The sequence below is a fragment of the Streptomyces sp. NPDC001843 genome (genome assembly GCF_042891955.1).
Lineage (GTDB): Bacteria > Actinomycetota > Actinomycetes > Streptomycetales > Streptomycetaceae > Streptomyces.
In genome coordinates this window covers 266,874-292,955 of sequence record NZ_JBIATQ010000005.1, presented here as the reverse complement: position 1 = coordinate 292,955, position 26,082 = coordinate 266,874, and the positions used below count along the sequence as shown (strand labels likewise).

The following is a 26,082-nucleotide window of genomic DNA, read 5'->3' as shown; positions in this document are numbered from 1 at the left end:
CGGCTCCCAGGAGGTGCCGGACACCGCCCAAGACGCGAGTCCCCTGTTCGGCCCGGGCTCGCAGTTCGGCGAACTCTGCAACGACCCGCGCTGGGCCCTGGCCATGATCCGGGCCACCGTGCTGGAAGCCGCTCACCCGCAGATCGGCGCGGCCCTGCTCGACAGCTCCACCTTCGTCGCCCATCCCTGGCGCCGGTTGCGCAACACCCTCCTGAGCCTGCAGCGCATGTTCGGCGCCGACGACCACGTGCGGCTCAGGGAGGCGGCACGGCTCAACCGCCTGCACGGACGGCTGAACGGAACCGACGCACGAAACCGGCCCTACGACGCGATGGACCCCGGTGTGCGGGCCTGGGTGGTCGCGACGCTGTTCGAGAGCACCGTCACCATGTGCCGGCTGAGCGGACAGCCCCTCGAACAGGCCGTCATGGAGCGGCTGTACCGCGAGTTCCAGGCGTTCCTCGGCGTGTTGGGGGACGCCCCCGGCCAACTGCCGGACAGCCTGAACGAGTTCTGGATCTACTACGACCGTGTGGTCGAGGAGGAGCTGGAGAACACGGAGGCGATGCGCGTCATCCTCTACAAGCTCTTCGACCACCTCCCGGCTCCGCCTCTGCTGAGCGGCCTGCCCACCCTGTGGGCGACGGGCCGCGCCCTGGCCGGTCCGGTCATCGGAGCGATCACTGTGGCGTCCCTCCCGGAGCCCTTCCGCCGACGGGCCGGACTGCCGGAAATGCCCGGCGCCCAGACTCTGATGCAAGGTGCCTACCTGGCCGTCGGCCTGACCCGTTTCCTCCCTGAGGACTGGATCCGGCCAGAACGTGTCGCCGACCTGCTGGCCCTCTCCCCCGGAAGTGACGACCCGCGAGCAAGGACGATCAGCGCCCTGGCCGACCGGATGAAGCGAGCCGGGGCCCTGCTCAGGCTCATCACCCCCCTCACGGCGCCACCGGAGCCCGCGGCACGAACCGGGACGCAGCGCAGCGCAGAGGAGTTCTTCCACGAGGTCCTGGACCAGACCGGCGACGGCCATGTGGACTGGCCGGACCTCGCCGCCATGGCCCGCGAGCTGTCCAGCCGCCTCGACCTGGACGAGCCCGAGGAAACCAGGCTCTACAACGCCTACGCCGAGTGGTGGCGCGAGCTCCAGTCCGGCCTCGACGCGGACGGAGACGGCCGCATCAGCGCACAGGAGTACGCCACGGCGGTTCCGTCCCTGGCCGGGCCCGCGCTGATCAGGGTGGCCGAGGTCCTCTTCGACGTCACCGACGTGGACGGCGACCAGAGCATCGACGCGGACGAATACCGGGCACTGTTCCGGACGGCGTTCCACCGCGACACCACCGGCTCCGACGGAACGTACACCCGCAGTGCGTTCGTCAAGGACTTCCTGTCCTTCATGGCCGGCCAGCAGCGTTCTACCCCTTACGACCCGCTGCTGGCCGAAGCCTGACCACCGACCGGGCCCGCGACGGCCCGGTCATGCAGTGGCCGAAGCCGACCGTGGCCCCGCGGTGCCGTACCGGCGCTGACGGTTGCCGTATTCGGTGATGGCTCGCCACAGGTCTCGCCGGTCGACGTCCGGCCAGTAGTCGGACGTGAAGTGGAGTTCGGCGTAGGCGGCGTGCCAGGGAAGGAAGTTGGAGGTGCGCTGCTCGCCTCCGGTGCGCCAGAGCAGGTCGACGCTCGGCATGTCGGGGAAGGGCAGGTGACGTGCGACGTCGTCCTCACCGACGAGGTCGGGGTCGAGGTCGCCGGCCCGCGCCGCTCGGGCGAGGGCCGCGGCGGCGCGGGTGATCTCGTCCCGGCCGCCGTAGTTGAAGCAGAGGGTGCAGACCAGGCCGGTACGGGTGCGGGTGGTGGCCTCCTTGTGCCGCAGGGACTCGACGAGGTCGGCCGGCAGTTTCTCCGGGCGGCCGGACCAGCGCAGGCACATGTCCAGGTCACGGAAGGGGTCGTCGTGCAGCTCCTGCTGCAGGGTGTTCATGAGGCCCGTGACCTCCTCCGTGTCGCGCCTCCAGTTCTCGGTGGAGAACGCGTACACGGTCAGGTGGGGCAGGCCGATCTCCAATGCGCCGTAGACGATGTCGTGCAGGGCGGCGACGCCGGCGCGATGGCCTTCGGAGCGGGGCAGGCCGCGGTGTTCGGCCCAGCGGCCGTTGCCGTCCATGATGATGGCCACGTGGGTCGGCATGGTCTCGGCGCTGATCCGCGGGGGCCGGCAGCCACTGGGGTGGCTGGGCGGTTGCTGGAACGTCCTCGCCCCCGGAGACAGGGGCGCCGTAGTACGGGATCCGCTTGCCGTGGGACGTCGTGGGGCGGGAACGGTGACCGGGGTCAGGCTCCAGGCCAGGGCCGACCTGACGCGCGCGGGAACGAAGATGCGTCCACGCGTCGCAAGCGAGGGACGCGCCTCGGAGCGGAGCAGGGCCGGGCCTGCCGACTCGACGGCGTCGAGCTGGGCGAGGAGCAGGTCGGCCAGCGTCCTGACCAGGGTGGCGGGCCCCGGGTGCATTCCGTGGGTCAGGCCGGGCTGGGTCACCCAGCGGCGGGCGATGCCCGTCAATTCGGTGACCAGCGCCGCCGCTCCCTCGGTCCACCGGCGGTGCCGCAGGTAGCGCCCGGCGTCGCGCAGCCGGGCGGCGAGTTCCCAGAACCGCTGGTAGGTGTCCCAGTCGAAGCCCTGGTAGGGCTCGTCCAGCAGCAGCACCTGCGGATGGTGCATGAGGGCCAGGGTCAGGTTCAGTTTTCTGTCGCGTCCCGCCGCTGAGCACCCCGGCGCGTACGTCGGCGTACTCGGCGAATCCCAGGACGTCCATCGCCTCCTCGGCATGGCCCAGGTCGGCCAGGCCGAAGGCGGTTCTGAAGAACTCCAGGTGCTGCCGAACGGTGAAGGCGTCGTTGAGGACGGCGTGCTGCGGGCAGTACCCGAAGCGGCCGCTGTGCCGGACGGTGCCGCGGCAGGGGCGCAGCTCCCCGGAGAGGATCCTGAGCAGAGTCGACTTGCCCGCGCCGTTCTCGCCGACGATTCCGACCAGCGCGCCGTGCGGCAGATCGAAGTCGATCCCGCGCAGCACCGTGCGCCGACGATAGGAGTGATGTAAGTCCCTGACCTTCACGCGGTCGCCCCGCTCAAAGCCCCTCCAGGCAGGTCGACTGTGGACAACCGGCACCGCCCCGAGAAGCACCAACAGGGTTGCGCGGTATGTGCGTTGCCGCCGCCCCGCTCGAGCGACACACAGACCGTACAGCCGCAGAAACGACGATTCAGTCGTCGGCGAGTCAATCCCCTCAATCGGGTGACAGCAGACGGTCGGGACCCGAGTCGGACTGACCGGATGCGCCGGCGGAAGGTTGCCGATCGAGTCGGCTGTCCGTGCCCGGTCGTAGGCTGCCAAGTGAGCCGATCGCCGGGGAGGAGCACGACGTGAGCCGTTCGCCGACCGCCGCGCAGCGGCGGGTGATCGATGCCGCCGATCCCGTCACCGGGCGGCTGAGGGGTACGGAGGCCCAGCTCGCGGGGCTGGTCGCGCGGGGGCTGGCCTTCCGGCATCCGCGGCCGCCGCACGACCACTTCCTGACGCCTGCCGGGCACCGGGTACGAGAAGCGGTGCCGGAGGAGGGCGGCGAGGCGGTGGTGCGGTCCGCGGCCGCGGGTGGTGGGGTTTTCGCGGCCCGCGTCGGAGGGGACGACGAGGAGGCCGCCGGGCCGTCCCGGGTGCGCGAGGTGAACAGCGCGTGGCAGGGACTCGTCGAGCTGCGCCGGATGACCAACCCGGACGGGGCCACGGACCGGCCGTGCTCCTGGGAGCGTACGCATCTGGTGCGGGCCGCCGCGCTCGCCCTGGAGGCGGCCGGGCACCGTCCGGCGGGCCGGGGCAGCGACGGCTACCGGGTGCGCGAGACCCCGCAGCCGGAGGCGGTCGCCGTGTACGCGCCGGACGGGGAGGCGCTGCGGGCCTGCGCGGCCACTCTGGAGCGGGCCGGCTGGCAGGCCGGGGAGTACACGGAGCCCCGGACGAGGGCGCGTTATCTGCTGGCATCGCCACGACGGGCGTGAGGCGCATGCCAGGATCGGTCGACCGGTAATCCGAACGCGAGAAGGGAAAGCAGTGACCGAACCGTTTTCCGTCCGTGTGACCGTCCGCGGCTACGAGACCGACGTACAGGGTCACCTCAACCAGGCGGTGTACCTCAACTACGCGGAGCACGCCCGCTGGACGCTGCTGAAGGCCGCCGGAATCAGCCAGGCCGAGCTGATGGGCCGGAGTGTGGGCCCGGTGGCGCTGGAGACCACCATCCGCTACCGGAGCGAACTGCTCGCCGGCGACGAGGTCGACGTGACGTGCGAGTTCGAGTGGGGCGGCGGCAAGACCTTCCGGATCCTGCAGGAGGTCCGCAAGACCGACGGCACGGTGGCCGCCGAGATCACGGCGGTGGGCGGGATGATGGATCTGAAGGCCAGGAAACTGGTCGCGGACCCGCGGGAGCTCTTCAAGGAGCTGACCGCGAACCCCGGCCTGTTCGGCCTGTAGGCCGCACCGCACCGCCTACGCGTCGAGCAGCTCCGGCCGGGTGCTGCCGGCCGGGCTCCTGCTGATCGCGGGGGGCATGGCCCTGCTGGGCCGCGCGCCGGCCGACGGCTCGTACCTCTCCGATGTCCTGCCCGCGCTGCTCCTGCTGTCCGCCGGTTTCGCCGCCGCGATGCCGGCCCTGACCGGAACGGCCATGTCGGCGGCGCGGGAGGAGGACGCGGGCCTCGCCTCCGGACTGTTCAACACCACACAGGTGGTGGGCGGTTCCCTGGGGCTGGCGGTGCTGTCCACGCTCGCGGCGGGCCGCATCGGGGAGCTGGTCGACCGGGGCGCGGACCTGGTACCCGCCACCGCGGAGGGCTACCGACTGGCGTTCCGGGTCGCCACGGGCATCGCGTCGCAGCGCTCACGCCGGCGGCGGTCGCCCTGCGGACGCCGCGTCAGGACGGTGCGAAAGCCGGCCTGTGATCCTCGGCCCACTCCCGGTAGGTGCGCGCCGGGCGTCCCAGTGCCTCCGGCAGGTCCTCGGTGACCACGGCGTTGCCGCCCTCCTCGATGAACCGGGCGGCGGCCGCCAGGCTGTCCGCGTATCCCTCGCCCAGGCCCGAGGCGAGCAGCAGTTCACGCCGCTGCTCCGGCGTCGGCTCCTGGAGGCGCACCGGACGACCGAGGACCTCCCCGAGGATGGTGGCCTGTTCACTGGGCCTGAGCGTCTCGGGGCCGGTCAGGGTGTACGTACGGCCCGTGTGCCGCCCGTCGAGCAGGGCGGCCACCGCGAGTTCGGACACGTCCCGGGGGTCGACGACGCCCTGCTCGCCGTCGCTCATGATGTTGGGTGCGGGGGCACCCACCCGGACGGCTTCGGCCCAGCTCAGCGTGTTGGAGGCGAAGGACGAGGGGCGCAGGACGGTCCATTCGAGGCCGCTCGCACGGACGGCCTCCTCGCCGGGCCGGTGCCAGGTGCCGAACAGGCCGTACCGGGGGTCCCCGGTGCCGATCGCGGAGAGTTTCACGAGCCGCCGCACCCCCGCCGCCTTCGCCGCTTCCACCAGCCCCCGGTCGTGTTCGGCGTCGTCCGGCCCGAACACGCCGACCAGGAAGGCGGCCTCCGCGCCCGCCATCGCCGCCTCGACCGAGGACCGGTCGCGGTGGTGGCCGGGCGCGGTCTCCACGCCCGAGGGCACCCGGGCCGCCGCCGGGTCGCGGGTCAGGGCACGTACCTTCTCGCCGCGCGCCGCGAGCTGTCGTACCACTTCACTGCCGATGGTGCCCGTGGCACCCGTCACGAGGATCATGTCCACCACGATGCGGTGCGCAGGTCCCCAACTCTTGGAAATTCCGGCACGGTTGGTGGACCCGGACGGTCCCGCGTCGCGCTTACGGTGGAGGGGTGACGAACACGGTGTTGCGAGAGGTCCTGCCCACGCCCGAGGTGCTGCGTCCGTGGGTGGCGGGTATCGGATCCGTGTCGGTGGCCGCCGGGCAGGCCGAGCCGTACGTCCATGTGCCGGACACCGCCACCAAGGTGGTCCTGCGGGTCGGCGCGGACGGCCGTCGAAGCGTCCTGGTCGTGGGACCGCAGGCCCGCGCCTCGTACCACCTGACCAAGCGCTTCGCCTCGTGCGTCGAGGTGCGGCTGGCACCCGGCACCGCCCGGCCCCTGCTCGGTGTCCCCGCGGTCGAACTCATGGGACGTGCGGTGCGCCTGGACGAACTGCCGGCCGGCGCGGCCCGCCGGCTGGCCGACGAGCTGCGCCGGCTGGACCCCGACGAGGCGGTCGGTCACCTGACGGAGGTACTCCCCGAGCGGCTCGCCACCGCCGCCGACCGCTCGCGTACCGAGCTGGTCCGGGCCGGGGTCGACGCGTTGTCCTCCCGGATCGGACGGGTCCCCGGTCCAGTGACCGAAGTGGCCCGTGAATTCGCCGTCAGCGAGCGCCAGTTGCGCAACCTCTTCGCCGAGGGCGTCGGCCTCTCCCCCAAGCACTACGCGCGTGTCGACCGGGTCCGGACGGTCCTGCGCCGGGCCGGAAGCGTCGCCTGGGCCGAACTCGCCGCCGCCACCGGCTACTACGACCAGGCGCACATGACGTCCGACTTCCGCACCCTGATGGGCGTTCCGCCCCGCTCCTACTTCACGGGCCGGCTCCCCGAGGCCACGCCCTGCGCGATGCCCCGGCGCGCCTCATGACGTGGCCGGGGCCACACGGGTCGGTACCGGTACCTGGTTGAAGCCGTAGTACAGGGCGATCAGTCCGTGCGCGGCCAGGGTCAGCGGCGCCGAGACGAAGGCCAGGCCGACCGTCACCGGATAGGCCAGGGACCCCAGGGCGAACCGTACGCGCGTCGCCCTGGCCGCCGGGACGTCGACGCGGGCGTCGAAGAGGTGCCCGGTGCGGGTGAGGTGCCACCACAGGGCCTGGAAGGTGAACGCCATGGCGACCATCACCAGGCTGTAGACCGCCGCCGCCACGTGTGAGGCGCCCTCCTCCCGGAGGTACTCCGCGAGCATCGCCGTCGGCCAGGGCACCGCGGCCACCACCATCAGCACCAGCAGGTTCAGGAACATCAGCGTGCGGTCGACGCGGGCGACATAGCTGAAGAGCTGGTGGTGGTTGACCCACATGATGCCGATGACCAGGAAGCTCACCACATAGGCGGCGTACGACGGCCACTGCGCGCCGAGCGCGTGCCAGAGTCCGCCGTGCGCACCGGCGTCGGGGACTTTGATCTCCAGGATGAGCAGCGTGATGGCGATGGCGAAGACACCGTCGCTGAAGGCCTCGACACGGCCGGACTCGTTCATGGCACACAGGGTGCACCATCGGGGACGAGGTCCTCCCCCGCTTTCTCAGCCCCCCGCTTTCTCAGCCCCCGGCGGCGATCCGGGCGAGCCGCTGGGCCTCCTGACGGGTGGAGCGGGCGATCGCGTCCTCGTCGACGGTGAGGAGGCGGCCGTTCTCGACGATCTGCCGGCCGTTCACGAAGGACGCGGTGACCGGGGCGGCCGCGCCGAGGACCAGCGCGGTCACGGGGTCGGCGATCGAGGCGTGGGCGAGGGTGTCGAGCTTCCACAGCACCAGGTCGGCGAGTTTGCCGGGCTCCAGGGAGCCGGTCTCGGCGGCGCGGCCGAGCACCTGGGCGCCGCCGTACGTGCCGAGGCGCAGCGCCTGCCGGGCGTTCAGGGCCGCTTCGCGGTGCTTGCCGAGGCGGTTGACGAGGAGGGCGTTGCGCAGTTCGGTGTGCAGCTCGCCGGACTCGTTGGAGGCGGTGCCGTCGACACCGAGGCCGACCGGGACACCGGCCGCGAGCATGTCCGGGACCCGGGCGATACCGGCGGCGAGGCGGGCGTTGGAGGAGGGGCAGTGGGCGACGCCGGTCCCGGTGCGGGCGAAGGCGGCGATGTCGGAGTCGTTCATGTGGACGCAGTGCGCCATCCACACGTCCTCGCCGAGCCAGCCGGTGGACTCGAGGTAGTCGGTGGGGCCCATGCCGAACTGTTCCTGGCAGAACTTCTCCTCCTCCACGGTCTCCGAGCCGTGGGTGTGCAGCCGTACGCCGAGGCGGCGGGCCAGTTCGGCGCCTTCCTTGAGCAGTTCGGTGGAGACGGAGAAGGGCGAGCAGGGGGCGACGGCGACCTGGGTCATCGCGTCGGAGGAGGGGTCGTGGTGCTGCCCGACGGTCGCCTCCGTCGCGGCGAGGGCGCCTTCGAGGGTCTCGACGGCGAAGTCCGGGGGCAGGCCGCCGTCCTTCTCGCCGCGGTCCATGGAGCCGCGGGCGAGGGTGAAGCGGACGCCCGTCTCACGGGCGGCGCGGATGATCGCACCGGACAGGTCGCCGGCAGTCTTCGGGAAGACGTAGTGGTGGTCCATGGCGGTGGTGACACCGCCGCGGGCCATCATCGCCAGCGAGCCCTGGGCGGCCGCGTACACCATCGGCTCGTCGATGCGGGCCCACGTCGGGTACAGCGCGACCAGCCAGTCGAAGAGGTTGTGGTCCGTGGCCAGGCCCCGGGTGATCCACTGGTAGAAGTGGTGGTGGGTGTTGACCAGGCCCGGGGTGACCAGGTGCCCGGTGGCGTCGACGCGGCGTACGACGTTCTCCAGGCCCTCCGGGGCCCTGCCCGCGCCGAGCGACTCGATGCGGTTGCCGGCGATGACGACGTGTCCCTCGGCGTACTCGGTGTCATGGGCGTCGACGGTGGCGATCGCGGCGTTCTCGATGACGACGCGCTGGGCTGCTGCCATGGTCAGGTCCTTCAGAGGTTCGTGAGGTCCGTCGGGATCTTCGCCTCGCAGCCGTCCCTGAGGACGGTGGCCTCGATCAGGCCGTAGGGGCGGTCGGCGGCGAAGTACACCGCACCGTCGGCGGTGTCGTTCTCCAGCCCGAACGGCGCGAGGTCGACGAGGAAGTGGTGCTTGTTCGGCAGCGAGAAGCGGACCTCGTCGATCTCGCCCCGGTTGTCGATGACGCGCGCGCCCATGGCGTAGAGGGTCTGCTGCAGCGAGAGGGAGTACGTCTCGGCGAAGGCCCGGAGCAGGTGCCGCTTGGTCTGCTCGTAGGAATCGTCCCAGTCGGGCGCCTCCTGCTCGTCGTCGGTCCAGTGGTAGCGCCAGCGGCCGGACACCTCCGTGGCGAGGACGCGGTCGTGCGCTTCGGGAAGCGTCGTGTACTTGTCCTTCACGAAACCCCAGAACTCGGAGTCGGTCGAGTTCAGCACGGTGAGGTCCGTCAGCCCGGAGACCACCTCCCACGCCTCGCCGTCGTAGGTGATCTGCGCCAGCCGGGTCTCCTGGCCCCTGCGGACGAAGGAGTGCGCGCCCTTCCCGGAGTGCTCGATCCGCTCCCAGGCGTACTCCTGGATGCGGATGCGGGCCCGGTGGATGGGTTCCTGCGAGGTGACGAAGTGGCGGGCGAGATGGATGCCGAACTGCTCGGCGGACTCGATGCCGTGCTCCTTGGCGAACGCGTACACCGTGTTCTTGGTGGTGTCGGTCGGCAGGACGTTGGCGTTCGAGCCGGAGTAGTGGACCTCCTCCATGTCGCCGCTCAGCGACACCGACACGCCCAGGTCCTTGATGTGGTGGGTGGCGCCGTCCCGCGTGATCTTCACGACCCGGTTCTCGGCCTTGCCGTACTGGTTCTGTCCCAGGATGGGCATCTGGCTAGCTCCCTCGGTATACGGAGTAACCGAACGGGTTGAGCAGCAGCGGCACGTGGTAGTGCTCACCGGGCCGCACGGCGAAGGTGACGACCACTTCGGGGAAGAACACCGCCTGCCCGTCGTCGGACTTCTCCGGGTACGACTCCAGGTACGGCTCCACGGCGAAGTCGAGCCGTACGTGGCTGGTCCCCTCCGGCGGCGCCGGAAGGTCCCGGCACCGCCCGTCCGCGTCGGTCACGGAGCCGCCGAGCGCCTGCCACCGCGCGTCGCGGCCCGCGCGGGCGGCGAGGTGGACGGCGACGCCCGCGGCGGGGCGGCCGGCGGAGGTGTCCAGGATGTGCGTGGACACGGAGGCCGTGGTGCTGGTGCTGGTGCTCATGCGATCAGGCGTCCTCTTCGACGAGTCGGGCCAGCCGGATGCGGTTGATCCTGCCCAGTTCGGCGCGGACGATCTCCCGTTCCTGCTCCGGCGCGTTGCCGATCCGCTCCTTGAGCGCGTCCCGCATCTGCTCGCCGGTCAGGCCGGTGGCGCAGATGAGGAAGACGTGGCCGAACCTGTCCTGGTAGGCCAGGTTCAGTTCGAGCATCTCCGCCTTCAGCTCCTTGGTGGTGCCCTCCATGCCGCTCTGCTCCCGGGCGGAGGCCGGATCGCCCGGCTTCGGACGGCCGATCGGCGGATGCCCGGCCATCGCCTCCCCCAGGTCCGCGGCGCTCAGCCCGGCCGTGGCGGCGTCGCCGGCGGCGTAGAGGTCCTCGGCCGTGGCGTACGGGCGGGCGGCCAGCAGCGTCGTGGCCCACGCGGTGGCGGCGCACACCTCGTGGAGGGCGGCGAAGGCCGCGTGCTCCTCCAGCGCGTTGAACCGGGCCAGGCCCGAAGGCATGGAAGTCGAAGTCACCGGAGCCTCCGTGGCAGCGACGGGCCTATGTGCGGAACGGGCTGCCGACAGCTAACGCCCCTCGGAATCATCGCGTCAACAGTTTGTTGAAAATTCCGGGTTACGAGACCGCCGCTCAGCGGCGGTTGAGGTAGTTGTAGACCGTGAAGCGGCTCACCCCGAGGGCGCTGGCGACGGTCTCCACGCCGTGCCGTACCGAGAAGGCGCCGCGTGCCTCGAGTACCCGTACGACCTCCTGCTTGTCCTTGCGGTCCAGGTCGGCCAGCGGCTTGCCCTGCTTGCGCTCCATGGCGGCCAGGATGTGGTCGAGGGAGTCGGCGAGCTGGGGCAGGCGTACGGCGACGACGTCGACGCCCTCCCAGGCGAGCACCACGTCGTCGGGGCCTGCCTCGTCCGGCGGCAGCAGTTCCCCGCCCATCGCGTCGACCAGCGGCTTCACGGCCGTGATGAACGGCTCGTCCCCGCTCACGTGTCGCTCTTCCCGGTCACGTCACCCTCTCCGATCACGTTGACCTGGAGCGAGATCCGGGTGGCGCCGGCCTCCATGGTCCTGCGCAGCAGCGTGTCCACGGCCGCGAGGACGGCGTCCGCGCCTCCTTCCACCGTGTTGCCGAAGGGGCCGACGTCCACGGAGTCCAGCCCGGCCGTCTCCACGACCTCCCGGGCCACCAGCGCGTGCGCGGGTGTCTCGTCCAGGTCGAAGGGTTCGGTGGTGAACTCCACTCTCAGTCGCACTGTGCCCCCAAACACCCCTTTGACCTGTACTTGTACCCCGAACACCCATTGCGGGGGCACATCAGGGCACGATGCGACCCTAGCCGACCGGAGACGTTTTGAGAGGGGCGTAGCAACGATGACGAACGGCGATGCCGTCGTACTCGACGACCCGGTGGGCGAGTCGCTGCGTGGTCACCACGCGGTTCTCGCCCGCCGGCTCGGTCGGGGCGGGTTCGCCGACATGTTCAGCTGCCCGGCGACCCCGCCGAAAGGCTCCGGCCGCGCGGATGGACGGAGATCAGCGCCGTCTGCACGGCTCCCGAGGCGCGCGGCCGAGGCCACGCCGTCCGCCTCGCGAGCGCGCTCGTCGCACGGACACTCCGCCGGGACGAACGCCCCTTCCTGCACGTGGCCGAGGCGAACACCGGTGCGATCGCGCTCTACGAGCGGCTCGGCTTCACAAGCCGGAGGGAGGTGACCTTCCGCGGGTTCCGTACTCCGTGACGGCTCCGGGGCGAGGGTCACCGCGATGCCCTCCCCTTGCGCAGGAACCGCCGCAGCCGGGTCAGCGGCCAGGTGTTGATCACCTCGTCGGCGGTGAGCCAGCCGCGCTGCGCGGTGCCGATGCCGTAGCGCAGGTTGGCGAGGTGGAGGACGGAGTGGGCGTCGCTGTCCACGGCGAACCGCACCCCGTGCCGCCTGGCCCGCAGGATGTCCTCGTCGCGCAGGTCCAGCCGGTCCGGGTGGGCGTTGATCTCCAGGGCCGTGCCGGTGCGGGCGCAGGCGGCGAACACCGCGTCGAGGTCGGCGTCGACACCCTGCCGTTTGCCGATGATCCGGGTGGTGGGGTGGCCGATGACGTTGACGTACGGGTTCTCGCAGGCGCGTACGAGCCGGCGGGTCATGGCCTCGCGGTCCTGGTGGAAGTGCGAGTGCACCGAGGCCACGCACAGGTCGAAGCCGGCGAGGAACCGGGCGGGCCAGTCCACTTCGCCGTCGGGGCCGATGTTCAGTTCGGCGCCGTGCAGCAGCCGGAGGCCGCCGCGTGCCCCGCGGGTGGGGTACGCGCCGTCGAGTTCCCGGACCTGCTCGCGCTGGGCCAGCATCCGCTCGTCGGTCATGCGCTGCATGGCCATGTCGGGGCCGTGGTCGGTGATCGCATAGTAGGCGTAGCCGCGCCGGGCGGCCGCCTCGGCCATCTCCTCCAGCGGGGCGAGCCCGTCGGTGAGGTCGGTGTGGCTGTGCAGGTCGCCCCGGACGTCCGCCTCGGTCACCAGACCGGGCAGCTCGCCGCGCAGCCCGGCCTCGATCTCCCCGCGGTCCTCGCGCAGCGTGGGCGGGATCCACGGCAGGCCGAGCCGGGCGTACACCTCTTCCTCCGTCTCGGAGACGACCTTCTCTCCGCTCTCGACGTCGAAGACGCCGTACTCGGAGAGCTTCAGCCCCTGGTGGACGGCCAGTTCCCGGGTGCGGATGTTGTGGGCCTTGGAGCCGGTGAAGTACTGCAGCGCCGCTCCCCAGGAGTCCAGCGGCACGACACGCAGATCGACGGCGAGGCCTTTGGCGGTGCGCACGGACGTCTTCTTCTCGCCGTGCGCGATCACTTCGGTGACGTACGGCAGCTCGGTGAACGCCCGCATGACCGGCGCCGGCGTCCCTGAGGCGACGAGGACGTCTATGTCGCCGATCGTCTCGCGCAATCTGCGCAGCGACCCGGCGTACGCGCACCGCAGGCAGCCCGTCAGCTCGGACAGCGCGGCCACGATGGAGTCGGCGAGGTCGGATGCCACGTCGAGCTGGACCCGGTCGCCGGAGGACCGCAGGAGTTCGATCCCGTGGAGGATGTTCTCCTCGGTCCTCGGGCCGAAGCCCTTCAGGTCGCGCAGCCGCTCCTGGTGGACGGCGTCGGCCAGCTCGTCGACCGAGGAGATGCCCAGCTCCTCGTACACCGTCAGCGCCTTCTTCGGTCCGAGCGTGGGGATGGCCGTCAGCCGCCGGACCCCGGCGGGGATCTTCGCCCGCAGTTCCTCGACGGCGGACACGCTGCCGCTGTCGAAGTACTCGAGGACCTTGTGGGCGATCGACTTGCCGACGCCCGGGATCTCCTGGAGGCCCTTGAGGTCGAGCGTGGAGACGTCGGCGTGGTGGCCGCCGATCGCGCGGGCGGCCTTCTCGTGGACGCGTGCCCTGAACGCGTCCCCGCCGGTGATCGAGATCAGGTCCGCGTACTCCTGCAGCAGCGCGGCGACCTCGTCGTTGGACCGAGCCACACCTTCAGGGTAGGCAGGCGGCGACGGACGCGCCGCCCTCCCGCGTAGAGCTGACGAGAGCAGTCCGCGGTTCACAGGGAGGGGTCACGACGTGGCAGGGCACAGGGTCAGGGGCGCGCGGGGTACGGCGGTCGCGGCGGCGGCGATGGCGGCGCTGACCGCCTCACAGGCGCCGGGGGCGGTGCCGGCACGGGCCGACATGCCGGTGGGGCGGCCGGCGGCCGGGTACGGACAGGACGTGTCCGGGGGCGGCCCGTACCGTACGGAGCTGCCGCCGCTGACGCGGAAGCACCCGGGTGGAGCGTCGGTGCCCGGCGCCGCGGCGCTGCCCGCGATCGTCTTCGCGGCCTACCGGCACGCCGAGGCGGAGCTCGCCCGGACCGCGCCCGGCTGCCGGCTCCGGTGGCAGTTGCTGGCGGCGATCGGCCAGGTGGAGTCGGGGCAGGCGGACGGCGGCCGGGTGGGAGCGGACGGCACGACCGTCACACCGATCCTGGGCCCGCGGCTGGACGGCGGCGCCTTCGCCGTCGTACCGGACACGGACGGCGGCGCCTACGACGGGGACGGGACGTACGACCGCGCGGTCGGGCCGATGCAGTTCATCCCGTCCACCTGGGCCCGCTGGGGCGCCGACGGGAACGGTGACGGGCGGGCCGACCCGGACAACGTGTTCGACGCGGCGCTGGCCGCCGGGCGGTATCTGTGCGCGGCCGGGAGGGACCTGTCCGATCCGGCCGGACTCGACCGGGCGGTGCTCGGCTACAACCACTCGGAGGCGTATCTGCGGACGGTGCGGGCCTGGTACGCGTACTTCCTGGAAGGTCACCTCGTGGTACCGGACCGCCCGGCCACGGTGGCGTCGCGGCCCCCGGCCCGCCGCGCCGCCCCTCGGCCGGAATCCACCCCGAAGGCGGAACCGTCGCCCCGCCGCAGGGCCACCCCGTCCCCGGCACCCTCCGCCCCGGCCTCACCGGCCCCCTCCAACTCCCGTCCGCCGACCGGGAAAACGGCGAAACCGCTGGTCCCCGTACCCGACCCGGTGACCGTTCTGCCCACCGGCGACCTGCTGCCCAGCGGCGGTCCGGTGCCCCGTGTCGGCAGGGAATCGATGGGCCTCACCCCCTCCACAACCGCGCCTACCGGGCGGTAATGTCGCGCTCACCCGCCGGACGGGACGATTCCGGCGGGGGAGCGCGAAGGGGCCCCTCATGGCGAGTGACATGCCTGCGGAGACGCCGGCCGCCGACGAGCGCTGGCAGCGCATGTGGAGCCACCGCGAGCACCTGCTCAAGGTGGCCCGGCGCCGGTCGATGAGCCAGGAGGACGCCGAGGACGCGGTGCACGAGGCGATGCTGCGCGCCGCCGAGCGGCCCGACCTGGACGACGAGCGGCTCGCCGCCTGGCTGACGACCGTCACGATGCGGCTGTGCGTGGACCGCTACCGGCAGGTCAACCGTGAGGCGGAGGTGCGCACCAGCCCGACGCTGATCACGCCCGGGCCGGTGCCGGTCGAGGAGGCCGTGTGCGACCGGGCCGAGGCCCGATGGCTGGCCGTGCGCAGCGGGGAGCTGCCCGCCCGGCAGGCGGAGGCGCTGTGGCTGAAGTCCGAGGACCTGGACGTGGGCCAGGTGGCCGTCAAGATGGGCCTGAGCTACCGGACCGTCGAGTCGCTCCTCGCCCGGGCCCGGCGGACGCTGCGGAACTCGCTGGCCGCGACGCTCGGGGTCGCCGTGTTCCTCGCCGGGCGGGTGCGGCTGCGGGCGGGCGGCAAGGCGGTGGCGGTGGCGTCGACGGCGGCGACCCTGGCGGTGGCCGGGTTCGTGCTGCCGTACGCGATGCACGGTGACCCGCCGCCGGGTACGACGCCGCTGCCCGCCGCGTCTCCCGCGTCCGGGACCACCCCCGAGGCCGTACGGCCCGGCGGCTCCCGGCCGCCCGTCCCGGCCGTCCCGGCCGTCCGGGAGTTGTCGGCCACCGCGACGCCTCGCGGGGCGGCGCCGTCGGCCGGCGCCCCCGGGCGATCGCTGCTGCCGCTGTCGGTGCCACCCCTGCCGGCCGCCTCGCTGTCACCGGTGCCGACCGTTCCCGAGGTGCCGAGCGTGTCGAAGCTCCCGAGCGTGCCCGCCCTGCCCGCCCTCCCGGGCGCGTCCGCGGCGCCCACGACGCTGCCGGCGCTCCCGAAGGCCTCCGTCACTCCCTCTGTCCCGATCTCCGTACCGCCCCTCACCCCACTGCCGTAGGCAGCCGAAAAAAGTTCCCCTCTCCCGCGACGGACCCCCGCCCCCTCCCCGTAGAGCAGATGTCGGAGCTGCTCCACGGGCCGAGAGGTGGACCGGATGGGTGTCGAGATCTGTGTCGAAGGGCTGACCAAGTCCTTCGGTCACCAGGTCATCTGGCAGGACGTCTCGCTGACGCTGCCCGCCGGGGAGGTCTCCGTCATGCTCGGCCCGTCGGGCACCGGCAAGTCGGTCTTCCTCAAGACGCTCGTGGGCCTGCTGAAGCCGGACCGGGGCTCGGTGACGATCGCGGGACGGGACATCACCCGGCTCCGCGAGCACGAGCTGTACGAGGTGCGGAAGCTGTTCGGCGTGCTGTTCCAGGACGGCGCGCTGTTCGGCTCGATGAACCTGTACGACAACATCGCCTTCCCGCTGCGCGAGCACACCCGGAAGCCGGAGAGCCAGATCCGGCGCATCGTGCTGGAGAAGATGGACATGGTCGGGCTGATCGGCGCGGAGGGGAAGCTGCCCGGTGAGATCTCCGGCGGGATGCGCAAGCGGGCCGGTCTCGCCCGCGCCCTCGTCCTCGATCCGGAGATCATCCTGTTCGACGAGCCCGACTCCGGCCTCGACCCGGTGCGCGTCGCCTATCTCAACCAGCTCATCGTCGACCTCAACGCCCAGATCGACGCGACCTTCCTGATCGTCACGCACGACATCGCCTCGGCCCGCCAGGTCCCGGACAACATCGGCCTGCTGTTCCGGCGGGAACTCGTCATGTTCGGGCCGCGCGAGGAACTGCTGACCAGTGACGAGCCGGTGGTCCGGCAGTTCCTGAACGGCCGGATGCAGGGCCCCATCGGCATGGCGGAGGAGAAGGACGCGGCCCAGGTCGAGCAGGAGCTGGCCGAGCTCGGCGACGGCGGCACCGCACAAGCCCCCGGCAGCCAGGCACTCCCTCCCCGCCTGCTGCCGGGACCGGCCATCACCCGGCCGCCCCGCTGGGAGGCGATCGCACGGCACGAGGCCGAGCTGCGCCACCGGAAGGCGGTCGCCGGGGCATGAGACTGTCACCGACCGGAGCTCTCCGGCAGTCGGGGAACCTGTTCGCGATGGCGTTGGACGTCATGCGCACCATCCCCCGACGGCCGTTCCAGACAAGGGAGTTCATCCAGCAGGCCTGGTTCGTCGCGAGCGTCACCATCCTGCCCACGGCCCTCGTGTCCATCCCGTTCGGCGCGGTGATCGCGCTGCAGATCGGCAGTCTGACCCGGCAGCTGGGCGCCCAGTCGTTCTCCGGGGCCGCCTCGGTGCTGGCGGTGCTGCGGGAGGCGTCGCCGATCGTCACGGCGCTGCTGATCGCGGGCGCCGGCGGCACGGCGATCTGCGCGGATCTAGGGGCGCGGAAGATCCGCGACGAGATCGACGCGATGCAGGTGCTGGGCATCGACCCGATCCACCGGCTGGTCGTGCCGCGCGTACTGGCCTCGATGGTGGTGGCGGTGCTGCTCAACGGCCTGGTGTCGGTGGTCGGCGTGGCGGGCGGCTACTTCTTCAACGTCGTGCTGCAGCACGGCACACCCGGCGCCTACCTGGCGTCGTTCACCACCCTCGCCCAGCTCTCCGACCTGTGGGCGGCGGAGATCAAGGCGCTGGTGTTCGGGGCGATCGCTGCCGTCGTCGCCTCGTACAAGGGGCTCACCGCGAAGGGCGGCCCGAAGGGTGTGGGCGACGCCGTGAACCAGTCCGTGGTGATCACCTTCATGTTGCTGTTCGTGACGAACTTCGTGATGACCGCGGTGTACTTCCAGGTCGTCCCGCAGAGGGGCTGAGGCATGGCACTGCTGAAAGAACTGGAGGAGCTGGGCGGCCAGCTCTCCTTCTACGGCCGCTCGCTGGCGTGGACCGGCCGGACGCTGCGCCGCTACAAGAAGGAGATCCTGCGGCTGCTCGCCGAGGTGAGCTTCGGCCGCGGCGCCCTCGCCGTGGTGGGGGGCACGGTCGGGGTGATCGCCTTCCTGTCGTTCTTCACCGGCACGGAGGTGGGCCTGCAGGGCTACGCCGCGCTGAACCAGCTCGGCACCTCGAACTTCGTGGCGTTCCTGTCGGCGTACTTCAACACCCGGGAGATAGCCCCGCTGGTGGCGGGACTCGCGCTGTCCGCGACGGTCGGCGCCGGCTTCACCGCGCAGCTCGGCGCGATGCGGATCAGCGAGGAGACCGACGCCCTCGAGGTGATGGGCGTGCCCTCGCTGCCGTTCCTGGTGACCACCCGGATGATCGCCGGTTTCGTCGCCGTCATCCCGCTGTACGTCATCGGGCTGCTGTCCTCGTACCTGGCCGCCCGCACCATCACCACCGGCTACTACGGGCAGTCGGCGGGCACCTACGACCACTACTTCCACCAGTACCTGCCGCCGGTCGACGTGCTGTGGTCGTTCGGGAAGGTGCTGGTCTTCGCCGTCCTGATCATTCTGGTGCACTGCTACTACGGCTACCACGCGAGCGGCGGCCCGGCGGGCGTCGGCGTCGCGGTGGGCCGCGCCGTGCGGACCTCGATCGTCGCGATCAACGTCCTGGACTTCTTCCTGTCGCTGGCGATCTGGGGCGCCAACACGACGGTACGGATCGCGGGGTGAGCCGGGTGAGAGTACTGAGACTGCGGTTGTACGGCGTGCTGTTCATCGCCGTGCTCGCCCTGCTGCTGTCGCTGTCGGTCGCCGTGTACCGGCAGGTGTTCACCCCCGCCGTACGGATCGAGCTGCGGGCCGACAGCCTCGGCAACCAGCTCGAGCCGATGGCCGACGTCAAGCTGCGCGGGCTGCTGGTCGGCGAGGTGCGCGGGGTGCACGCCGACGGCAGGAAGGCGACGCTCGACATCGCGCTCAAGCCGGAGTACGTCGCCGACATCCCCGCCGACGTGCACGCGCGCCTGCTGCCGAAGACGCTGTTCGGCGAGAAGTACGTCGACCTGGTCGAGCCCGCGCACTCCGCCTCCCCGGCGGTTCGTCCCATCCGTGCCGGTGACGTCATCACCCAGGACCGCACCCGCGTGGGCATCGAACTGCAGCAGCTGATGAACGACCTGCTGCCGCTGCTGCGGACCGTGCAACCCGGCAAGCTCGACGCCACGCTGTCCGCCTTCGCCACCGCCCTGGAGGGGCGTGGCGACCGGATCGGCGACAACCTCACACGCGTGGAGGCCTATCTGCACCGCCTCAACCCCCATCTTCCCACGCTCACCGAGGACTTCGCCCGGCTGGCCGACGTGGCCGAGGTCTACGGCGACGCCGCTCCGGACCTGCTGTCGATCCTGCGCGACACGGTCACCACCAGCCGCACCCTGGTCGAGGAGCGCGAGCACATCGCGTCCGCGCTCACCACGACCACCGGGATGGCCGCCACCGCCGGGGACTTCCTGGACGCGAACGGCGACCGGTTGATCACCCTCGGCCGGGTCTCCCGCCCCACGCTGGAGCTCTTCGCCCGCTACTCCCCCGAGTACCCCTGCCTGTTCGCCGGCCTGGTCCGCGAGGAGCAGGCCTCCGAGCAGGCGTTCCGGGGCGGCGAGATGCACATCACGCTGGAGGCGGTGCGTCCGCAGGGGGCGTACCGGCCGGGTGAGGAGCCCCGCTACGCCGACCGGTCCGGGCCGAACTGCCGTGACCTGCCGCATCCTCCCGTGCCCGCGCCGGGTGTTCACCTCGACGACGGTTCGAAGCAGCCGGGTTCGTCCGGTCCGCCCGGCGTCTCCGCCACCCGGGCCGAGCAGCGTGCCGTCGGCTCGCTGGTGTCTCCGGTGCTGGGTGTGCCCGCCGACGAGGTGCCGCCGGTCACGACGCTGCTGTTCGGGCCGCTGGCCCGCGGGACGGCGGTGAGTGTCGCATGAGCACCGCAGGAGCCCGGCAGACCGCCGCCCCACTGATCAAGTTCTCTCTCTTCGCGCTGGTGACGATCCTGGCGACGGCGCTGCTCGCCGCGACCATCGTCAATGTCTCCTTCGCCCCCGAGCACACCTACCGAGCGGTGTTCAGCGACGTCACCGGGCTGGAGAGGGGCGACGACATCCGGGTGGCCGGAGTGCGGGTCGGCGAGGTGAAAAGCATCGGGATCAAGGACCGGACGCTGGCGGAGATCACCTTCAGCGTCGGCGCGGACCGGCCGCTGCTGACCAGCACGCACGCGGTCATCCGGTACCGGAACCTGGTGGGGCAGCGGTACGTCGCCCTGACCGAGGGTGCGGGCGACGGCACCCAGCTGAAGCCCGGGGCCACGATCCCGCTCTCGCGCACCCAGCCGGCCCTGGACCTGAACGCGCTGCTGAACGGCTTCAAGCCCCTGTTCGCCGCGCTCAGCCCAAGGGACGTCAACCAGCTCGCCAGCGAGATCATCAGGGCGCTGCAGGGCGAGGGCGGCACGGTCGACAGCCTGCTGGTGCACACGGCCTCCCTCACCACGACGTTGGCCGACCGGGACAAGCTGATCGGCTCGGTGATCGACAACCTGAACACGGTGCTGGGCACGCTGGACAAGCGGGGCGCCCGCTTCTCCGAACTACTGGTCCAGTTGCGGCGGGTGGTCTCCGGTCTGTCCGCCGACCGCAAACCCATCGGTGAGTCGCTGGTGAACATCGGCGACCTGACGGACGCCACCTCGGGGCTGCTGAAGGACGCGCGGCCGCCGCTGAAGGACGACATCGCCGGGTTGGCCGGCCTCACCGGAACGCTGAACGACAACGAGAAGACGGTGGAGGGCGTGCTGAAGCGGCTGCCGGACAAACTCAACGCCCTGACGGGGGTCGCGTCCTACGGCTCCTGGTTCAACTTCTACCTCTGCGACTTCGACGGCCGGATCGTGCTGCCGAAGACGAAGCAGGTGCTCACCCCGGATCTGCGGGTGGCGAGGGCGAGGTGCGGAGCATGACCGGTACGAAGCGCATGCCCCGCACCAAGCGTCCGGAGCCGCTGATCAAGGTCCGCGTCGACCCGCCGAAGCTGCCCAGGCCACGGCTGCCTCGCCGGGTGCCCCGACCCCGCGGACCCGAGCCGTTGGTGAGAGTGCGCGTCGATCCGCCGCGGATCAGGCTTCCCCGGATCCGTCGGCCCCACCCGGTTCCCTTCCGTGACCGCAACCCCGTGGTGATCGGTGCCGTGGGTCTCACCGTCCTCGCGCTGCTGGCCGTGGCCGCGTTCAACGCCGACAGCCTGCCGTTCATCGGTGACGGCAGGACGTACAGCGCGGCCTTCTCCGAGGCGGGCGGTCTGAAGCCCGGGGACGAGGTGCGGATCGCCGGGGTGAAGGTCGGCAAGGTCGAGGACGTCGACCTGGACGGCGACCACGTCAAGGTCACCCTCAAGGTGAAGGGCGATCCGGCGTTCGGCACCGAGACCGGTGCGGCGATCCGGGTCAGGACGATCCTCGGCGCGAAGTACCTGGCGCTCCTCCCCAAGGGACCGGGGCAGTTGAAGCCCGGCAGCGAAATCCCCCTGGGACGGACGGTCGCCGCGTACGACGTCGTACAGGCGTTCAGCGACCTGACCACCACCTCGGAGAAGATCGACACCGGGCGGCTGGCGAAGGCCCTGGACACCATCTCCACCACCTTCCAGGACTCGCCCCCCGAGGTACGCGCGTCCATCAAGGGCCTGTCGAGGATCTCCCGGACGGTGGCCTCGCGGGACAAGGCGCTCGGCGAACTCCTCCGCCACGCGAAGGGCACCACGGGTGTGCTGGCCGACCGCTCCGCGGACCTGACCGCGCTGGTCGACGACGGCGACAAGCTCTTCCAGGAGATCAGCAGGCGGCGCACGGCGATCCACAAGCTGCTGAAGACCTCCGCCGCGCTCGGCATCGAGCTCTCCGGCGTGGTCCAGGACAACGACAAGGAGATCGGGCCCGCGCTTAGGGGCCTGAAGCAAGTGGTGCAGATGCTCGAACGCAACCAGGCCGGTCTCGACCGCAGCGTCAGGCTGCTCGCGCCCTATGTGCGGGTGTTCACCAACACCCTCGGCAACGGACGCTGGTTCGACTCCTACGTCCAGAACCTCGTCGCCGCTCCGGTGGCACCGCGGACGGGAGGCACCCGATGAGAAGGATGCGCGGACGCCTGGCCCTGCTCACCGCGCTGGCCCTGGTCGCCGCCCTCGCCTTCGTCCTGTGGCCGCGGCCCGCGAAGACGCACGTCACCGCGTACTTCCCGCGCACCGTCGGCATCTACCCCGGCTCGGACGTCCGCGTCCTCGGCGTGCGGATCGGCCAGGTCGGGAAGATCACCCCAGAGGGCGACCGGGTGCGGGTGGAGCTGGAGTACGACGCCGGGCGCAGGGTCCCCGTCGACGCCAGGGCGGCGATCATCAACTCCTCGGTGGTCAGCGACCGTTACGTGCAGTTGCTGCCGGCGTACCGGAAGGGCCCGGCTCTGCGCGACGGCGCCGTCATCCCCGAGTCGCGCACCGCGGTGCCCGTCGAACTCGACCGTGTCTTCGACAGCCTGCACACGACCGCCGACGCGCTCGGTCCCCAGGGTGCCAACAAGGACGGCTCCCTGTCGCGGCTGCTCAAGGTGAGCGCGGACAACCTCGACGGGCAGGGCGGGAATCTCAACCGGACGGTCCAGGACCTCTCGCAGGCGGTCACCACACTGTCCGACGGCCGCACCGACCTGTTCGGCACGGTGCGCAACCTGCAGGTGTTCACGGCGGCGCTCGCCGCCGACGACCAGAACGTGCGGTCCTTCAACACCAGCCTCGCGGGCGTCGCGAAACAGCTCGCGGGCGAGCGCGAGGACCTCGCTGCGGCGCTCACCAACCTGGGGACGGCGCTCGGCGACGTCGCCGCCTTCGTGAAGAGGAACAAGGAGTCGCTGACCTCGAACGTGCGCGGCCTCAGCAAGGTGACCAAGGTGCTCGTCACGGAACGGGCCGCGCTGGACGAGCTGTTGCGGGTGGCCCCCACGGGTCTGTCGAACCTGAACAACGCCTACAACCCGTCCGCCGGCACCCTCGACACCCGCGACAACGCCCAGCAGGCGCAGGATCCGGCGTCCGTGCTGTGCTCCGTGCTGAGGACCACCGGCGACACGGGCGGCAAGAACCCCGACTGCACGGAGCTGAAGCAACTCTTCGACTCCCTGCCCGCGTTGCCGAAGACCGGCGCGGTGACGGGGACGACCGACCGGACGCTCGGCGGGATCCTGGGGGCGGGGGCATGAACCTGCGGCGCAAGGGCGGCTCGATCGTCTGGGCGGCGGCCGGTTCGCTGCTGCTGTCCGGCTGCGCCTTCAACGGCTGGTACGACATTCCGCTGCCCGGCGGGGCCGCCGACGACGGCCACGCGTACCACGTCACCGTCGAGTTCCGTGACGTCCTCGACCTGGTGCCGCAGTCGGCGGTGAAGGTCGACGACGTCACCGTGGGAGCCGTGGAGAAGGTGCAGCTGGACGGCTGGCACGCGCGGGTGCGGCTGCGGATCGCCGACTCGGTGAAGCTGCCCGCCAACGCGGTCGCCGAGCTGCGGCAGACCAGTCTGCTCGGCGAGAAGTACGTGGCGCTCGCCGCCCCGGCCGGTACCGCCGCGGTGGGCCGGCTCCAGGACGGCGACCGCATCCCGCTGTCCCGCAGCGGCCGCAACCCGGAGGTCGAGGAGGTGCTGTCCGCGCTGTCCGCCCTGCTCAACGGCGGTGGGGTGGCCCAGCTGAAGACGATCACCGTGGAGCTGAACAAGGCCCTGGACGGCCGGGAGAACCGGGTCCGGTCCCTGCTGAAGGAGCTCGACACCTTCATCGGCTCCCTGGACGACCAGCGCAGGGACATCGTCCACGCGATCGAAGCCGTCGACCGGCTCGCGGGGCGGCTCGGGAAGGAGAAGAAGACCATCGCCGAGGCCGTCGACACCATGCCGCCCGCGCTGAAGGTCCTCGCCGGCCAGCGGCGCGATCTGACGAAGATGCTCACCGCCCTGGGGAAGCTCGGCAAGACCGGCACCCAGGTGGTCACCGCCTCGCACGACGACACGGTGGCCGACCTCGAGCAGCTCCGGCCGATCCTGCAGCAGCTGAACAAGGCGGGCAGCGACCTGCCGAACTCCCTCGAGCTGCTCACCACTTACCCGTTCCCCCGCAACGCCGCGGACGCCGTCAAGGGCGACTACGTCAACCTGCACATCACCGCCGACCTCGACCTGTCCGACCTCTACGGCAATCTGGCGAGTGGCGACTCGGGGAAGGGCAAGGGTGGTTCGAAGAAGCCCGGGGCCCCCGGCGTGCCGGATCTCCCGGGCGTCCCGCACCTGCCGAGCGTCCCGACACCGAGCGCGCTGCCGAGCACACCGAGCCTGCCGTCGGCGCCGTCCGTGCCGTCGGCCCCCTCCGGCGGCGGGCCGAGCGGGCCGCTGTGCCCGCCGGTGTGCACCAGCGCCTACACCACAGGCGCGAGACCACCAGAGGGGATCGACCTCGCGCTCGCCGAGCTGATGCTGAAGGGGGTCCAGCCGTGATCACCCGTACCGTCAAGGCGCAGTTGGTCGCCTTCTGCGCGCTCACCGCCGTCGGGGTGGGCTATGTCGGCGCCGAGTACACCGGCCTGGCCGACGACGTCCTGGACCGCGGCTACACGGTGCGGGCGGACTTCGCCGACTCCGGGGGCGTCTTCCCCGGTGCCGAGGTCACCTACCGCGGGGTGCCGGTGGGCCGCGTCGGCGCGCTGGGACTGACCGGCGCCGACGGCGTCTCCGTCGCCCTGGATATCGACGACGGGGCGCCGCGGATCCCCGCGGACACCCTTGCCGTGGTGGCGAACCGTTCGGCGGTGGGCGAGCAGTACGTCGACCTGCAGCCGCGTACGTCCAAGGGTCCCTATCTCCTCGACGGCAGCACCATCCCGCGCGACAGCACCCGTCTGCCGCTGCCGACCACGGACCTGGTGCTCAGCCTGGACCGGCTGGTGAACTCGGTCGGCAAGAACGATCTGCGGGTCACCGTCGACGAGTTGGGCAAGGCGTTCTCCGGCACCGGCCCGAACCTGAGCCGGCTGGTGGACTCGGGCAACGCGCTCGTGGAGTCGGCGTCCGAGTCGCTGCCGGAGACCGTCTCGCTGATCGACGACTCGCACAAGGTCCTGAAGACACAGGCCGACCAGGGCTCGTCGATCAAATCGTTCGCACACGATCTGGCCCTGCTCACCGCGCAGCTGAAATCGAGCGATGGCGACCTGCGGAAGCTGATCGGCAACGCCACCCCGGCCGCCCAGCAGGTCGACTCGCTGCTGAGCTCCACCGGGCCCCGGCTGTCGGTCCTGCTGGCCAACCTGATCAGCGGCGGCCAGGTCACCCTGGCCCACCTGCCCGGCGTGGAGCAGGCCCTCGTCACCTTCCCGGCGCTGGTGGCGGGCAGCTACACGGTCGTACCGGGCGACGGCACCACGCACTTCGGGCTGGTGCTGAACGTCGACGACCCGCCGCCATGCACCCAGGGGTACGGCACGAGCCGGCGGGACCCCGCCGATACGAGCACGCGCGCGGCGAACACCGACGCGCGCTGCACGGCCCCGCGCGGCGGCAGGACGTCGGTGCGGGGCGCGCAGAACGCCCCCGGCGCGCGGACCGCGTCCGGCGGGGCGAACCAGGCGGCGTACGTCACGCCGTACGACCCGGAGACCGGCACCGCGACCGGTCCGGACGGAAGGCCCGTCGAGATCGGCTCGACGGGCGGCCAGCAGACGGTGTTCGGAAAGGAGTCGTGGCAATGGCTGCTCGTTGGACCGATGGAGTGAGCAGGCGCCTGTCGGGCAGAGCCGTGCCGGTGGGGCTCGCCCTGGCGACCGCGCTGACGGCCGTGCCGGCGGTCTGGCTGGGCCTCGCCCTCCACCAGCAGCACGAGACGGCACAGCGGCGCCAGGACGTGCTGGCCGCGGCCCGTCAGTCGGCGCTGAACTTCACCTCGCTCGACTACCGGCACTACGACCGGGACAGCGCGAACGTCCTCAAGGGCGCCACCGGCGACTTCAAGAAGCAGTTCACCGCGCAGACGGCGCAGTTGACCAAGCTCGTCGCCGAGAACAGGTCCGTCTCCGAGGGCCAGGTCCTCGACGCCGGCATCATCCGGTCGGACGCCCACTCGGCCCGCGTTCTGGTGGTCGCCGACAGCAAGGTGACCAACACCGCCGCGCCCAGGGGGCAGGCCCGCACCTACCGGCTGCAGCTGGAGCTGGTGCACCGGGGCGGGCGCTGGCTGACGTCCGACGTCGAGTTCGTGGGCTGACAGCCACCACCAGTGAAGGAGTCCGA

Annotated in this window: 27 protein-coding genes and 2 pseudogenes; 18 read left to right on the top strand and 11 right to left on the bottom strand. The window is 71.5% G+C overall.

Annotated features, from left to right (window positions below; genetic code table 11):
• The first annotated feature begins 13 nt into the window (after positions 1-13).
• Positions 14-1,453: an oxygenase MpaB family protein gene (locus ACFYZQ_RS15510; RefSeq protein WP_389147390.1), complete on the top strand. Its 1,440-nt coding sequence runs from the start codon at positions 14-16 to the stop codon at positions 1,451-1,453.
• A gap of 27 nt (positions 1,454-1,480) precedes the next feature.
• Here the strand turns inward: ACFYZQ_RS15510 and uppS are convergent, their stop codons facing one another.
• Both uppS and ACFYZQ_RS15500 read right to left on the bottom strand, forming a co-directional pair.
• A complete protein-coding gene (gene uppS, locus ACFYZQ_RS15505) occupies positions 1,481-2,194 on the bottom strand; it encodes a polyprenyl diphosphate synthase (protein ID WP_389147387.1) in 714 nt (237 codons plus the stop codon).
• Between the two features lie 423 nt (positions 2,195-2,617).
• A pseudogene (locus ACFYZQ_RS15500) lies at positions 2,618-3,119 on the bottom strand (ATP-binding cassette domain-containing protein); the annotation flags it as partial.
• Positions 3,120-3,427: 308 nt separating this feature from the next.
• On the opposite strand from ACFYZQ_RS15500, the gene ACFYZQ_RS15495 reads away from it, so the two are divergent.
• The 3 genes and pseudogenes from ACFYZQ_RS15495 to ACFYZQ_RS15485 all read left to right on the top strand — a co-directional run.
• Positions 3,428-4,060, top strand: a complete 633-nt coding sequence (locus ACFYZQ_RS15495) for a hypothetical protein (protein WP_389146925.1) — start codon at positions 3,428-3,430, stop codon at positions 4,058-4,060.
• Between the two features lie 52 nt (positions 4,061-4,112).
• Positions 4,113-4,535 carry an acyl-CoA thioesterase gene (locus ACFYZQ_RS15490; RefSeq protein ID WP_389146922.1) on the top strand — a complete coding sequence of 141 codons (423 nt, stop codon included), beginning with the start codon at positions 4,113-4,115 and terminating at the stop codon, positions 4,533-4,535.
• Between the two features lie 37 nt (positions 4,536-4,572).
• Positions 4,573-5,003, top strand: a pseudogene (locus ACFYZQ_RS15485) (MFS transporter); the annotation flags it as partial.
• On the opposite strand, the gene ACFYZQ_RS15480 reads toward ACFYZQ_RS15485, so the two are convergent.
• Positions 4,976-5,830 carry an NAD(P)H-binding protein gene (locus ACFYZQ_RS15480; RefSeq protein WP_389146919.1) on the bottom strand — a complete coding sequence of 285 codons (855 nt, stop codon included), beginning with the start codon at positions 5,828-5,830 and terminating at the stop codon, positions 4,976-4,978. The pseudogene ACFYZQ_RS15485 and the gene ACFYZQ_RS15480 overlap by 28 nt on opposite strands.
• Positions 5,831-5,925: 95 nt before the next feature.
• Here ACFYZQ_RS15480 and ACFYZQ_RS15475 point away from each other — a divergent pair, with 95 nt between their 5' ends.
• A complete protein-coding gene (locus ACFYZQ_RS15475) occupies positions 5,926-6,726 on the top strand; it encodes a helix-turn-helix domain-containing protein (RefSeq protein ID WP_389146917.1) in 801 nt (266 codons plus the stop codon).
• On the opposite strand, the gene ACFYZQ_RS15470 is transcribed toward ACFYZQ_RS15475, so the two are convergent.
• From ACFYZQ_RS15470 to ACFYZQ_RS15440, 7 genes are all read right to left on the bottom strand, one after another.
• Complete coding sequence (locus ACFYZQ_RS15470) at positions 6,721-7,341, bottom strand: TMEM175 family protein (protein WP_389146914.1); 621 nt, start codon at positions 7,339-7,341, stop codon at positions 6,721-6,723. The genes ACFYZQ_RS15475 and ACFYZQ_RS15470 overlap by 6 nt on opposite strands.
• 61 nt (positions 7,342-7,402) lie before the next feature.
• On the bottom strand, positions 7,403-8,782 hold the full coding sequence (locus ACFYZQ_RS15465) for an 8-oxoguanine deaminase (RefSeq protein ID WP_389146910.1): 1,380 nt from the start codon (positions 8,780-8,782) through the stop codon (positions 7,403-7,405).
• 11 nt (positions 8,783-8,793) lie between these two features.
• On the bottom strand, positions 8,794-9,696 hold the full coding sequence (pucL, locus tag ACFYZQ_RS15460; protein WP_389146907.1) for a factor-independent urate hydroxylase: 903 nt from the start codon (positions 9,694-9,696) through the stop codon (positions 8,794-8,796).
• A 4-nt stretch (positions 9,697-9,700) separates the two neighbouring features.
• Positions 9,701-10,078, bottom strand: coding sequence for a hydroxyisourate hydrolase (uraH, locus tag ACFYZQ_RS15455; RefSeq protein WP_389146904.1), 378 nt, complete (start codon positions 10,076-10,078; stop codon positions 9,701-9,703).
• A gap of 4 nt (positions 10,079-10,082) precedes the next feature.
• A complete protein-coding gene (gene uraD / locus ACFYZQ_RS15450; protein WP_389146901.1) occupies positions 10,083-10,595 on the bottom strand; it encodes a 2-oxo-4-hydroxy-4-carboxy-5-ureidoimidazoline decarboxylase in 513 nt (170 codons plus the stop codon).
• 115 nt (positions 10,596-10,710) lie between these two features.
• A complete protein-coding gene (locus ACFYZQ_RS15445) occupies positions 10,711-11,013 on the bottom strand; it encodes a helix-turn-helix domain-containing protein (protein ID WP_389147385.1) in 303 nt (100 codons plus the stop codon).
• A gap of 47 nt (positions 11,014-11,060) precedes the next feature.
• Positions 11,061-11,330 (bottom strand): thiamine-binding protein, encoded by a 270-nt coding sequence (locus ACFYZQ_RS15440; protein ID WP_389146898.1) that lies wholly within the window; start codon positions 11,328-11,330, stop codon positions 11,061-11,063.
• Positions 11,331-11,561: 231 nt separating this feature from the next.
• Here ACFYZQ_RS15440 and ACFYZQ_RS15435 point away from each other — a divergent pair, with 231 nt between their 5' ends.
• Positions 11,562-11,816, top strand: coding sequence for a GNAT family N-acetyltransferase (locus ACFYZQ_RS15435; protein ID WP_389147382.1), 255 nt, complete (start codon positions 11,562-11,564; stop codon positions 11,814-11,816).
• A gap of 17 nt (positions 11,817-11,833) precedes the next feature.
• Here the strand turns inward: ACFYZQ_RS15435 and polX are convergent, their stop codons facing one another.
• Positions 11,834-13,582 (bottom strand): DNA polymerase/3'-5' exonuclease PolX, encoded by a 1,749-nt coding sequence (polX, locus tag ACFYZQ_RS15430; protein WP_389146895.1) that lies wholly within the window; start codon positions 13,580-13,582, stop codon positions 11,834-11,836.
• 91 nt (positions 13,583-13,673) lie between these two features.
• Between polX and ACFYZQ_RS15425 the strand changes: the two genes are divergently transcribed.
• The 12 genes from ACFYZQ_RS15425 to ACFYZQ_RS15370 all read left to right on the top strand — a co-directional run bounded on the left by ACFYZQ_RS15425 (position 13,674) and on the right by ACFYZQ_RS15370 (position 26,056).
• A complete protein-coding gene (locus ACFYZQ_RS15425; RefSeq protein WP_389146892.1) occupies positions 13,674-14,732 on the top strand; it encodes a lytic transglycosylase domain-containing protein in 1,059 nt (352 codons plus the stop codon).
• A 58-nt stretch (positions 14,733-14,790) separates the two neighbouring features.
• Positions 14,791-15,822 (top strand): sigma-70 family RNA polymerase sigma factor, encoded by a 1,032-nt coding sequence (locus ACFYZQ_RS15420; protein WP_389146889.1) that lies wholly within the window; start codon positions 14,791-14,793, stop codon positions 15,820-15,822.
• Positions 15,823-15,918: 96 nt separating this feature from the next.
• Positions 15,919-16,866, top strand: coding sequence for an ABC transporter ATP-binding protein (locus ACFYZQ_RS15415; RefSeq protein WP_389146886.1), 948 nt, complete (start codon positions 15,919-15,921; stop codon positions 16,864-16,866).
• Positions 16,863-17,633 (top strand): MlaE family ABC transporter permease, encoded by a 771-nt coding sequence (locus tag ACFYZQ_RS15410; protein ID WP_389146883.1) that lies wholly within the window; start codon positions 16,863-16,865, stop codon positions 17,631-17,633. The genes ACFYZQ_RS15415 and ACFYZQ_RS15410 overlap by 4 nt, the downstream gene beginning before the upstream one ends.
• A 3-nt stretch (positions 17,634-17,636) precedes the next feature.
• Positions 17,637-18,440 carry an MlaE family ABC transporter permease gene (locus ACFYZQ_RS15405; protein WP_389146880.1) on the top strand — a complete coding sequence of 268 codons (804 nt, stop codon included), beginning with the start codon at positions 17,637-17,639 and terminating at the stop codon, positions 18,438-18,440.
• Positions 18,441-18,445: 5 nt separating this feature from the next.
• Positions 18,446-19,690, top strand: a complete 1,245-nt coding sequence (locus ACFYZQ_RS15400; protein WP_389146877.1) for an MCE family protein — start codon at positions 18,446-18,448, stop codon at positions 19,688-19,690.
• Positions 19,687-20,724, top strand: a complete 1,038-nt coding sequence (locus ACFYZQ_RS15395) for an MCE family protein (protein WP_389146875.1) — start codon at positions 19,687-19,689, stop codon at positions 20,722-20,724. The genes ACFYZQ_RS15400 and ACFYZQ_RS15395 overlap by 4 nt, the downstream gene beginning before the upstream one ends.
• The gene (locus ACFYZQ_RS15390; RefSeq protein WP_389146872.1) at positions 20,721-21,890 is read left to right on the top strand and encodes an MCE family protein; all 1,170 of its coding nucleotides are present in this window, start codon (positions 20,721-20,723) and stop codon (positions 21,888-21,890) included. The genes ACFYZQ_RS15395 and ACFYZQ_RS15390 overlap by 4 nt, the downstream gene beginning before the upstream one ends.
• Positions 21,887-23,011 carry an MCE family protein gene (locus ACFYZQ_RS15385; RefSeq protein WP_389146869.1) on the top strand — a complete coding sequence of 375 codons (1,125 nt, stop codon included), beginning with the start codon at positions 21,887-21,889 and terminating at the stop codon, positions 23,009-23,011. The genes ACFYZQ_RS15390 and ACFYZQ_RS15385 overlap by 4 nt, the downstream gene beginning before the upstream one ends.
• On the top strand, positions 23,008-24,294 hold the full coding sequence (locus ACFYZQ_RS15380) for an MCE family protein (protein ID WP_389146866.1): 1,287 nt from the start codon (positions 23,008-23,010) through the stop codon (positions 24,292-24,294). Before ACFYZQ_RS15385 ends, ACFYZQ_RS15380 begins: the two co-directional genes overlap by 4 nt.
• Positions 24,291-25,568 (top strand): MCE family protein, encoded by a 1,278-nt coding sequence (locus ACFYZQ_RS15375; protein ID WP_389146864.1) that lies wholly within the window; start codon positions 24,291-24,293, stop codon positions 25,566-25,568. Before ACFYZQ_RS15380 ends, ACFYZQ_RS15375 begins: the two co-directional genes overlap by 4 nt.
• A complete protein-coding gene (locus ACFYZQ_RS15370) occupies positions 25,541-26,056 on the top strand; it encodes a hypothetical protein (protein WP_389146861.1) in 516 nt (171 codons plus the stop codon). The genes ACFYZQ_RS15375 and ACFYZQ_RS15370 overlap by 28 nt, the downstream gene beginning before the upstream one ends.
• Positions 26,057-26,082: the final 26 nt, after the last annotated feature.

Excerpts from the sequence above, each read along its gene's own strand:
- uppS (WP_389147387.1), bottom strand. The coding sequence starts at position 2,194 with ATGCCGACCCACGTGGCCATCATCATGGACGGCAACGGCCGCTGGGCC.
- ACFYZQ_RS15480 (WP_389146919.1), bottom strand. The coding sequence starts at position 5,830 with ATGATCCTCGTGACGGGTGCCACGGGCACCATCGGCAGTGAAGTGGTA.
- ACFYZQ_RS15470 (WP_389146914.1), bottom strand. The coding sequence starts at position 7,341 with ATGAACGAGTCCGGCCGTGTCGAGGCCTTCAGCGACGGTGTCTTCGCC.
- ACFYZQ_RS15465 (WP_389146910.1), bottom strand. The coding sequence starts at position 8,782 with ATGGCAGCAGCCCAGCGCGTCGTCATCGAGAACGCCGCGATCGCCACC.
- pucL (WP_389146907.1), bottom strand. The coding sequence starts at position 9,696 with ATGCCCATCCTGGGACAGAACCAGTACGGCAAGGCCGAGAACCGGGTC.
- uraH (WP_389146904.1), bottom strand. The coding sequence starts at position 10,078 with ATGAGCACCAGCACCAGCACCACGGCCTCCGTGTCCACGCACATCCTG.
- ACFYZQ_RS15445 (WP_389147385.1), bottom strand. The coding sequence starts at position 11,013 with ATGGGCGGGGAACTGCTGCCGCCGGACGAGGCAGGCCCCGACGACGTG.
- ACFYZQ_RS15420 (WP_389146889.1), top strand. The coding sequence starts at position 14,791 with ATGGCGAGTGACATGCCTGCGGAGACGCCGGCCGCCGACGAGCGCTGG.
- ACFYZQ_RS15415 (WP_389146886.1), top strand. The coding sequence starts at position 15,919 with ATGGGTGTCGAGATCTGTGTCGAAGGGCTGACCAAGTCCTTCGGTCAC.
- ACFYZQ_RS15410 (WP_389146883.1), top strand. The coding sequence starts at position 16,863 with ATGAGACTGTCACCGACCGGAGCTCTCCGGCAGTCGGGGAACCTGTTC.
- ACFYZQ_RS15405 (WP_389146880.1), top strand. The coding sequence starts at position 17,637 with ATGGCACTGCTGAAAGAACTGGAGGAGCTGGGCGGCCAGCTCTCCTTC.
- ACFYZQ_RS15395 (WP_389146875.1), top strand. The coding sequence starts at position 19,687 with ATGAGCACCGCAGGAGCCCGGCAGACCGCCGCCCCACTGATCAAGTTC.
- ACFYZQ_RS15390 (WP_389146872.1), top strand. The coding sequence starts at position 20,721 with ATGACCGGTACGAAGCGCATGCCCCGCACCAAGCGTCCGGAGCCGCTG.
- ACFYZQ_RS15385 (WP_389146869.1), top strand. The coding sequence starts at position 21,887 with ATGAGAAGGATGCGCGGACGCCTGGCCCTGCTCACCGCGCTGGCCCTG.
- ACFYZQ_RS15380 (WP_389146866.1), top strand. The coding sequence starts at position 23,008 with ATGAACCTGCGGCGCAAGGGCGGCTCGATCGTCTGGGCGGCGGCCGGT.
- ACFYZQ_RS15370 (WP_389146861.1), top strand. The coding sequence starts at position 25,541 with ATGGCTGCTCGTTGGACCGATGGAGTGAGCAGGCGCCTGTCGGGCAGA.